The following is an 8,993-nucleotide window of genomic DNA, read 5'->3' on the forward strand; positions in this document are numbered from 1 at the left end:
CCGGCTCGCGTCCGCCCCCCGCTGCGGCGACGAGCAGGGAGGAACCGCTCCGAAAATAGGTCGAAAGCGCCTGCTCCTCCCACGGCTGTAAGCCGGAGAGGTTGTAGCGTTCGTCCGAATATTTTGCCCAGCGGACGTACTGTAGAGGTCCGAGCTCGTCGAAGTGACGGTCGTCGAGCAGGCCGAGCCAAAGGCCCTGCTGGAGCAGATCCAAACCGGTCGAAATGCGCCTCGACCAGAGATCCCAAGCCGCGTAGCAACGGACGCGAAGCGAACGGGGTGGATTCTGACTAGCCATGGTAAAGCCGGCTTGGGAGCATGGTCGACTCAGTCGTGCATCGCGGGAACCGAGCGCTACGATCGATCAACCCGTTGCCGACGAACTCCACCCGAGAGAATCTCTGACTTGCGGGTCGGCTAGGGACACCCGACTGGACGGCGTCGGTCGCCCGTCCTCGTTTCTCGTGAACCCGCCTGAAAGGGGAAGAGTCGCAATCTGCGGCCGGGAGAGGCTCCTTTCTGGGTCTCATCGCGGTCTTGGATGAGGGCCATCCGCCATTACCATGCGAGTTCAGGGAGTGCCACCAGATGTCGTCCGCAAGCGAAGCGGCCGCTTGCGGTGCGAGACGGATGCGAGTCAAACGGCGCGAGCCACGGCATGACCATGGGGGAATTCCCGATATTCCAAAAGCTCGAAGCCGCTTTCCGCCAACTCGGCCTGAATCTCTTCCTCGGTGAAATGGTGGCGGAATGTCATGGAGAGAGAGTCGCCGTATTCTACCGGGTAGGGGCTGCGGCGCAGTGTTCGCAGCCGGTGCGCGACCGCGTAAATCCAAGCAAAATATCGGGAAGGACCGGAACGGATCAAAAAGGAGAGGAGCAGGGGAGCTCCCGCTGCGACACGACGTCGCAAGGAATGGAGGAAACGGACGCGGTTCCTACGCCCCGGGATGTGCATGTAACCGCCAAAGCCGATGAGGAGGCCGTCGTAGCTCTCGCCGATCTCTGCGGGCACGGAGCCGGCGGCAGCCCAATCGACCTTACCGAGGAGTTTCTCCCGGGCCATGAGCCTCCGGTAGCCTTCCACAAGCTGCGAGGTGCAATCAAAGCCATCGACCCGGTAGCCCGAGCGCGCCAACGCAATCGCCTCGCGGCCGCCCCCTGCAGCAGCAACGAGGAGCGACGAAGAGGGCCGGAAATAAGAAGCAATGACACGCTCCTCCCACGGCATCAAGCCGGAAAGGTTGTAGCCTTCCGCTCGGTAGATGTCCAGGCGGGCGTACCGCAGAGGTCCGAGTTCGTCGATGTCAGGATCGTCGAGAAGGCGGAACCAAATGCCCTGATTAAGCGCAGCCAGACCAGTCGCTGTCCGAGGCTGCGTAAGAGCGAGCCAGGGTCTGTCCGCCGTGGCGCACGTGAGTCAAGACAAATCCGGCGCGGTGCAACATCGAGTCAAACCGTCAACGGGAGCCGACCGTCTCGGTCTCTTACTTCCCTGACTGATTGCCGCTTTGCGAACTCACTCCATCCAGGGGAATGCCCGATTTTAGCGTGACCTCGGCCATTCGGCCGGATGGGGTCAGCTTCGGCATTCGTAGGCCTGTTTGGTTACGGGGGAGTAGCTACCTGTAGCATTTGTCCCGGCATTGTTTTGTGTCATTGATTGATCCTCCTCAAACGTTAATTTTCTCCGCGCCTATCTATTACAGCAGTGATGCAGCGAGCGCAACCAAATTTCGAGGTCGGCTAACTGCCAGAACGGCCGGGCCGACGTAAACCAGGCAAGCTCGTCCGAAATCGGGCGGCTCCAATGCCGAGCGGCTTGTTCCCAAACGATATAGCGGCCAGAGGCGAGGCGGGCCGGGTCCGAAAGCGCGCACGACAGGCCGGGCCACGCCTTCCCCAACAGTTCCAGGGCGTAGTAATCGAAATGGACTTTGGAACCCCGCTTGCGGACGACCGCCGGCAGGGAATCTCCCAGGGCGGTCGTCAGCAGGGTCTTGAAGACGGCGGGCAATTGCAAGCGGGTCCGGAAGGGGATCGAGAGGACGAAGGCAACCAGATCCTGGTCGTAAAACGGGTGGCGGGATTCAAAGCCGGCGTACGAGCACGAGCATTCCTCCAACTCGAGCACCCAGAGAGCGGCCGGATCGATATGCCACCGGGCGATCGTCTCGCGGGCCAAATCGGGGAAGGTTGGTTCGTTCGGATGGGAGGCGGTTCGTTCGAGATAGGATCGATGCTCTTCTACGAGAGCAGGGTTGACCCAGTCGGGGATGGGTATGGGCGGACGCGGATCCCCACGCCGCAAGAGCCGCTTGATCTCCTGGGGCACGGAACGGCGCAGAAGACAGATCAGGCGGAACTTCCTTGCTTTGGTCCAGAGCACCCGAGGGTCGCTCCAGCAGTACCACAGGGCGCTGAGGAACTGGTGCGAGCGGCAGAGATCGAATTCGTAATCGGGGTCCAAAACCAGCTCGTCTCCACCCAGGCCGGTGAGCACGACCTTGCAGCCGCGCCCCCTCATCAAGGAGGCGAGCGCTTCCCACTGTTGCCAGCGGATGTCCGAGATGGGGCAATCGACCTTCCGGATCTCGTCGAGAAGGCCGGAGCTAGGGTCTTCCAATGGCGCAATGCACTCGAGATGCTCCAGGCCCGTTTGTGCGGCCACGGCCTGGCTGTAGAGGCTCTCGTCACAGGCGAGCCCGGGGTAGAGGAGGGAGACGGTCAAGGGGCGCTGCTTCGGCGACCGCGGGGAGCTCGTGGTTGCGGCGGCCACGGCGACCGCGGACGAGTCGTAGCCCCCACTCAGGTGTACGGCTGCCCGGGCATCCATCTCGAGCCTTCGGTGGACGCTCTCGCGGAAGAGTATGGAGAACGCTTCGGCACACTCTTGGGGTGAACCGCGGAAATCCTCCGGGGGCACGGAGGCCGGCCAGAATCGCCTTTGCGATACGCCGTTCCGAAGGGCGAGGAGGGTGTGGCCGGCGCGGAGACGCCGGACGTCCCGGAAGAAGGTCTCCTCGAAAGCGCGGTGGGAGCCGTAGACCAGGTAGTCCACGATCACGCCGTCGTTCGGCTCGGAACCGACACCCGGAAGGCGGAGGAGCTGCTTCGGTTCAGAGCCGAACGCAATGCCCCGGGAGTTTGCCTGATAAAAGAAGGGCTTCACCCCGAAGGGATCGCGGGCCGCGAAGAGGCGCTCCCTCGTTTCGTCCCAGACGGCGAAGGCAAAGTCGCCGCGCAGCCGGGTGACGCACTCCTCGCCCCAGCGCTCGAAGGCGGCGAGGAGCAGCTCGGCGTTCGACGGTATCTCCCGGAACCAGGGGACCGCACCAAGAACTCGCACAAGCTCGGCTCGATTGTAGAGGCGGGCGTCGGCCGTCAAGCCCATGGAGCCGTCGGGCAGCCAGACGGGCTGCGTCTTGTTCCGCTCCCGCTCATGGAGGAGGAAGCGCGCATGGCCGAGAGCGACGTTTTTGCGGGTCTCGGCGTAGAGGCCGTCGGGGCCGCGGTGCCGGATCGTCTCCAGCATGCCCTCGATCCCGTCGGGAGGGGCAGGCTCCGAGTCCCAGCGGATAATGCCTGCGATGCCGGCCATCGTCAGCCGCTCCCGAGGCGGCAAGCGGTTTGCGCCGCGGGCTCGCTGAGCAGCGCGCTCACCTCGAGGGCGTTCTGGCGGAGGCGCGACAGCGCGTCCGGCTCGATCAGGTCGAAGGCGGGAACGGTACGGGCGATGCTCTCGTAGAGCCCGAATTGCGCCGCCCAGGCTTTCCTCTCGGCGATCTCGCCGAAGCCGTGCACGAGCAGCCGCTTCAGGCAATGCGCTCCGGGGAGAGCGATCCGGCGGACGCAAGGCAGCCCTTCCTGCCGGGAGAGAAAATAGATTCCCCGCAGAGGGAACGATCGGTCTTCGTCGAGCGGTACGGTTACCATGCCCTCCCGCGTCCGGCAGGGGAGGAGGTCGTCGGCCGCAATGCGCCAGCCGAGTTCCGCGAGGCAGCGGGAAAGGGTCGATTTTCCGGCGCCGCTCTCCCCGACAAAGGCAAAGACGCCGGCGGCGGAGGCGATCGCGGCGGCATGGAGCGTGACTCGTCCTTGGAGGGCTGCCAAAAAGGGGAGAACCCGACGGATCTGGACGACACGGTCCTGTGGAGCGTTGGGATCCTCCTCGATCGCCCCCCAGCCGCCATCCTTGGCGATCCAGCCGGTCAAACCCGTCGCGTCGGGCAGTGGGATCGTTTCTCCTGCCGCCGCGCCCTTCCCGTGCTGCGGCAGAGCTTTGGCATCGTCCCGGGAGAGAAAAGCGATTTCGACGTCGAGGTCGTGGTAGCCGAGTTGAGGGAGGCCAGTGATCGGGCGGTTACACCAAATCCGAGCGCCCGCAAGGGTGCCGGCCAATGCGAACGGATCCCGCAGGTCGACACGAGGTGGTGCCAGCTCGCTCATGAGCGTTCCGGAAGGGGTTCGAGCGGGACGAACCGGGAACTTAAGGGATCGCTGAGGCCCGAGACTCCTTCGAGCCACGCATGCGCCGCCAAATGGGCGTTCTCGTCCTTGTGGACTCCGAAGCGCAAGGCGGCCCGGCAGCCGCGTCGCCTCAGGACGGATTGCAGCGTCAAGGCGCGTTCCAAGCAGGTCATCGGCTTGAGATGACGGTTCGCCGCCGCATTTACTAATCGAGCCGCGTGCTGCACTTGGGTTTGCGTCGGCCGGCGCTCCGCTGGTAAAGGTCGCATCACGAACAGACGTTTGCGCCAGCGGGTTCGAAGGGTGGCCGCGACCCAGAGCAGCGTCAGCCACGCCTCGGCGACCAGGAAGAGTTCGGACCAGGATGGAAAGGCACGGTTCTGATCCGGGTCCGAGGTTCGGTTCATGAATCCGTGGGTTCGAGCAGCTTGTGGCGGACGAGTTCTTGGAGCAGCGCCAGAAGATCCGGCTCGGCCTGTTCCGGCGAGACCTCGTACTCTTTGGTGATCTCGAAGAGCAGATCGTCGATGGTTCTCGGGCCCTCCGCCAGTCGATCCCAGATGCGACTTCCGACCGAGTTGAGGGAGAAGTAGCGGCCGGAATCGAGGTCCAGGAGCACGGATTCAGTCTCCAAGCGCGTGTGGAGCACCGACTCCCGGATGCGATAGCGCGGCGTCGTCACCGGAGGACTCGGCAGAGAAGACATGTATCACCCCTTGCCCGCAAGGGGGAGTCCTAGCGAGAGTAATACTCAAAGAATCGCTTTAGATAGTTTGTGAGGCGTCTCGCTATCGCACTGCCGGGTTGGTTCTCTACTCCCAAAGTTGGCCTGCTCTCTCCAAGGAACGGAGTTCACCTATGAGCTCCCGAGGCAACGGATATAAAACGCTCTTTAGACTATTAACGTATAATTGTAAGTACCCAATCGCGTATTTAGCTTGGCATAAAAGCGGTCCTCATAGCCCGCAGAAGTGAAATGCGTAGGAGGGATAGGGTGACGAACGGCCCGTGCACGTGTGCGAGGGAGTTCTGCATGGAGAGGAAACAGGGGCGCCTTCCCAAGGAGGACAACCATGTTTTCGTAGCGAGGACGACAAGAAGTCCCATAACGAAGCGTCGTCGGCTCTCCTACGGTCATAACCCTTGACAACTCCTCGGGATTTGCCTTACATGCTCGCCACCTTGACCCCTTCATTGAGCGCAGCAATGTTGGAGTCCCCCTTTGGAACGATCGGGCGAGAAGTTCCCGTGGTGCGCTGCCATCGAAGCAGCGCTCTCGTGGCGTGGCCGGCTCTGTTGATTCGCATTCCGATGAGGATCCGCAGTTTCGTTGACGGCCGGAGTGAGGAGTCGGAACCGTGACTGAATCCAAAGGAGGAGTGGCTGCGGATCGCTGGGGAGGCTCGACCGCAGCGATCTTGATTGTGGAGCGGCAGGCGCGGCGAGCGCGAGCGATGCAGCAGTCGCTATCCCAGCACCATTATCGGTGCGTGGTCACGCGGACGACCGAAGAGGCCTTTTTCCAATTGGCGACCGAATCCTTCGACCTTGTCATTATCGGGTCGGAACCAGTGGGCCGCAGCGGGAAGAAACTGCTGGAGGTGTTGCAGGGGCGCCATAGGGACTTGGCAAAATTGGTGCTGGGCCCCCGCGACTCTTCGACTCACGCCATCCAGGCGTTGGCTCATGGGGCGGATGATGTGGCCTCATTGGATCTTTCCGAAGCCGAACTCGTTGCACGAGTCACGGCACTCCTGCGGCGAAATGCGGAAAAGACGGGATTGCGGAAGACGATCGGCGAACTCACGATGGACATCGGAGCGCGGCGCGTCTGGCTGCGCACGCGCGAGATCCCTCTCACCTCGAAGGAATTCGAGCTTCTGCTCTATCTCATCCAGCATGTCAAGGAGGTGGTCACGCCGGAAATGCTGGCGCGCGACGTCTGGAGAGAACCGAACCGGGTCAGCCCCCTCCAGTCGGTGATCTACGTCCATCTCTCGAACTTACGTCGGAAGTTGAGACACGATCAGGAACTCGATCCGATTCGTACCATTCGAGGCGTCGGTTACCAGCTGGACGATGCCATCTTTCTGCTTCCGCTAGGCTGAGAGCGTAATCCGGTGCACCGGCTGGGTCGGCGTAAGAGCGGAACGCGGAAAATCTTTAGCGCAATTCGGCGTTTGACAACCAAAGGGAAATGTCCTCAGTGTAAAGAGATCTTTAGGGAACCCGCTGCAGATGCCGGAATGGCATCTGGAGCAAGGAGATGGGCGCTCCGGTGCGAAGTCATCTTAAGACCATAGAGCAAATGGCAAAATCAAAGGATTCGGCTGTTGTGTCGGTGGCAACTCGGGGGCAAGGGAACTTGCCAAATTCTTCGCCCGCTGCCCTCCGGTCCGATCCTGCGAAAGGTCGATCGGACGCAGCCATGGCGGACCGAAGCGGGCAGTGGAAAATCCCCTCTTCCCGGCTGCGGCTTTCAGGCATGGGGAGGGAGGGCGTGGCCACGCGCAAGCGCGTCGCTTCTCCAGTGCTGCACTCCGGGAGGAGCTTGGACGCGCTCCTCACCAAGAGGGAACTAGGAGAACTGCTCGAACTGGATTATGCGCTGGCCTCCCTTCGTGATCCATTGGGGTTTCCGGCACTCTTGGCTCGCGTCGCGCAGGTGATACCCGCTACGAGCATCCTCGCGGTGGCGAGCCAGTTCGATTCAGGGCGCCAAGAGGCGCGGCTAGCGACGAGCGTCGTCCACGATTATCCGGAGGAGTGGTTGCGGGAGTATTTTTGTCATGGCTATGGGCGGATCGATCCTATTCTGCAGAGATATGCGCAAAGCTTCCAAATGGTTGCTTGGTCTCCGCTGCTTCAGTCGGCGCAAAGCAGGCAAAGCCGGGCTTTTGTGCGCGAAGCGAGAGATTTTGGCATGACCTTTGGTTTAACCAGCGGTCTCCATGATCCGACAGGTTCCCAAGCTACGCTCTTCTCTGTTTCGGGCAGGGAACTTGAGGGGGCAGTCCGTCACCGAGCGGTGCTCGCCCATCTGGTGCCCCATCTGAGCAACGCTCTGATTCGGGTGAGTGGGATTCCCGCAAACCCGGCCCGGGTCGATGCGCTCTCGCTCCGGGAACTTGAAGTGTTGCGCTGGATGAGGGAGGGGAAGAGTAACTGGGAAGTCAGCCGGATCCTGAGCGTCAGTGAGGCTACGGTGAAGTTTCATGTGAAGAATATCTTGGGCAAGCTGCACGCTTCCAATCGCTCTCATGCGGTCGCGCTCGCGATGGAGCACGGCGCGTGCTGAGGTTGACCGGCACTCAGCCAAGCCGCCAACTGCGGACGCTTTGCATGCGCCTGGGAGGCGAAGACCTCCATGTCGAAGATCGCGGCGAGCGATTCCACATTGGCCGGAGGCAGCGGGACGAGAGGACCGATCCGGCGACAGGGAAAGCCGGCCAACTGGATCGCTCGAAAGAAATATTTTTCGACCGCCAGGTAGGCATAGCGGACCGCGTTGCAATGGCACCACTGGTAGAGGCCTTTGTAGAGTAGAAGGGAGAGCTTCTGGGAGAGCCCGCGCGTTTGCACCGCCTCAGGGTCGACCGCGAACCGGGTCAGTTCGATCGTGTCCGGAGCCTTGCGGACGGAATGCTCGGGAGCGAGTAGCGGGGCAAAATCGCTTTCGAGCATGAAAGTGCCCGTAGGCGGCAGAATGCGGACCATCGCGCGAAGCTCGCCTGAGTCCTCGAAAACACCGAGGAGCGTTGCCGCGTCATCATAATGGTCCCTGTCGATCCCTGGGGCGGAAGGGGAGATCCACCGGAGCGCGCGGCAGAAGACTCGATACCGGAAGCGGTAGGCGAGTTCCTTTTCCTTTTCGCTGGTTATGGTTCGGAGGCAGAACTCTTGCTCATGCAGATGAATCGGTTGGTAAGGCATCGCGGGAGCATGAGGAAAAGAAGGGGGCAAAAAAACTACCCGAAGGGATAGGTTACACTGTTGCCGGATGGGAGGTACGTTGCTCCTCTTATGGGTCGAATGCGTAAGGGAGAGACGGAGGGGAACGACGTTCATCGCCGGGCATCGCGTCTGCTGCGGGGCTGGGTGAACTGCCCGCCGCAATTGGAGGGGTTGTTCGGTCTAGAACAGGAGTTCGGCTGGAGAGCGGAAGCTCCCCGCGAGAGGGCGATTGAGGAGGCTCCTTTGCAGGAGGAGATCGAGCGTGCTCAGCGGGCGGTCCGGGAGCTTATGGGAATCGGAGGCGAAGGTCTGTCCTTCCGGGAGGGAGAGACGCGGCCTGCCTCCGAGAACGCAAGGCTCTGGCAAGCCGTAACGCATTTAGCCACGACGATCGACCTCCTTCGGAAGCGGCTTGAGCTTCTGGAAGTTCGGCATCAAGGGAGCGAGAAGCGCTGATCCGCGGCCGACCGTGCGGAAAAAAGGGGGATTTCCCCTCCTTTTTTGAGATTGAGGCCTTCGGCAGGGCGAGGGTGAACCAAAAAAGAACGGCGCGGTTTTGGCCGCGCCGC

The 8,993-nt window shown here is 61.9% G+C and carries 9 protein-coding genes and 1 pseudogene; 3 read left to right on the plus strand and 7 right to left on the minus strand.

The genetic code is table 11. The features are described 5' to 3' along the window. The 6 genes and pseudogenes from MAMT_RS03730 to MAMT_RS03755 all read right to left on the minus strand — a co-directional run. A pseudogene (locus MAMT_RS03730) lies at nucleotides 1-298 on the minus strand (hypothetical protein); the annotation flags it as partial. A gap of 339 nt (nucleotides 299-637) precedes the next feature. Next, nucleotides 638-1,234 carry a class I SAM-dependent methyltransferase gene (locus tag MAMT_RS03735; RefSeq protein ID WP_142659679.1) on the minus strand — a complete coding sequence of 199 codons (597 nt, stop codon included), beginning with the start codon at nucleotides 1,232-1,234 and terminating at the stop codon, nucleotides 638-640. 462 nt (nucleotides 1,235-1,696) lie between these two features. Further along, nucleotides 1,697-3,601, minus strand: coding sequence for an asparagine synthetase B family protein (locus tag MAMT_RS03740; protein WP_142659680.1), 1,905 nt, complete (start codon nucleotides 3,599-3,601; stop codon nucleotides 1,697-1,699). A gap of 2 nt (nucleotides 3,602-3,603) precedes the next feature. Next, nucleotides 3,604-4,449 carry a hypothetical protein gene (locus MAMT_RS03745; protein WP_142659681.1) on the minus strand — a complete coding sequence of 282 codons (846 nt, stop codon included), beginning with the start codon at nucleotides 4,447-4,449 and terminating at the stop codon, nucleotides 3,604-3,606. Further along, nucleotides 4,446-4,877: a lasso peptide biosynthesis B2 protein gene (locus MAMT_RS03750; protein ID WP_142659682.1), complete on the minus strand. Its 432-nt coding sequence runs from the start codon at nucleotides 4,875-4,877 to the stop codon at nucleotides 4,446-4,448. The genes MAMT_RS03745 and MAMT_RS03750 overlap by 4 nt, the downstream gene beginning before the upstream one ends. Beyond that, nucleotides 4,874-5,176, minus strand: a complete 303-nt coding sequence (locus MAMT_RS03755) for a PqqD family protein (RefSeq protein WP_142659683.1) — start codon at nucleotides 5,174-5,176, stop codon at nucleotides 4,874-4,876. Before MAMT_RS03755 ends, MAMT_RS03750 begins: the two co-directional genes overlap by 4 nt. A 652-nt stretch (nucleotides 5,177-5,828) precedes the next feature. Between MAMT_RS03755 and MAMT_RS03760 the strand changes: the two genes are divergently transcribed. Beyond that, entirely contained in the window at nucleotides 5,829-6,578 is a 750-nt protein-coding gene (locus MAMT_RS03760; RefSeq protein WP_142659684.1) for a response regulator transcription factor, read from the plus strand. 320 nt (nucleotides 6,579-6,898) lie between these two features. Continuing rightward, nucleotides 6,899-7,768: a helix-turn-helix transcriptional regulator gene (locus MAMT_RS03765; RefSeq protein WP_178086903.1), complete on the plus strand. Its 870-nt coding sequence runs from the start codon at nucleotides 6,899-6,901 to the stop codon at nucleotides 7,766-7,768. Here the strand turns inward: MAMT_RS03765 and MAMT_RS03770 are convergent. Next, nucleotides 7,729-8,403: an acyl-homoserine-lactone synthase gene (locus MAMT_RS03770; protein ID WP_178086904.1), complete on the minus strand. Its 675-nt coding sequence runs from the start codon at nucleotides 8,401-8,403 to the stop codon at nucleotides 7,729-7,731. The two genes, MAMT_RS03765 and MAMT_RS03770, sit on opposite strands and share 40 nt — an antisense overlap. 99 nt (nucleotides 8,404-8,502) lie before the next feature. On the opposite strand from MAMT_RS03770, the gene MAMT_RS03775 reads away from it, so the two are divergent. Then, nucleotides 8,503-8,880 (plus strand): hypothetical protein, encoded by a 378-nt coding sequence (locus MAMT_RS03775; protein WP_142659687.1) that lies wholly within the window; start codon nucleotides 8,503-8,505, stop codon nucleotides 8,878-8,880. Nucleotides 8,881-8,993 lie beyond the last annotated feature (113 nt).

Origin of the sequence: Methylacidimicrobium tartarophylax (genome assembly GCF_902143375.2) — a bacterium.
GTDB lineage: Bacteria > Verrucomicrobiota > Verrucomicrobiia > Methylacidiphilales > Methylacidiphilaceae > Methylacidimicrobium > Methylacidimicrobium tartarophylax.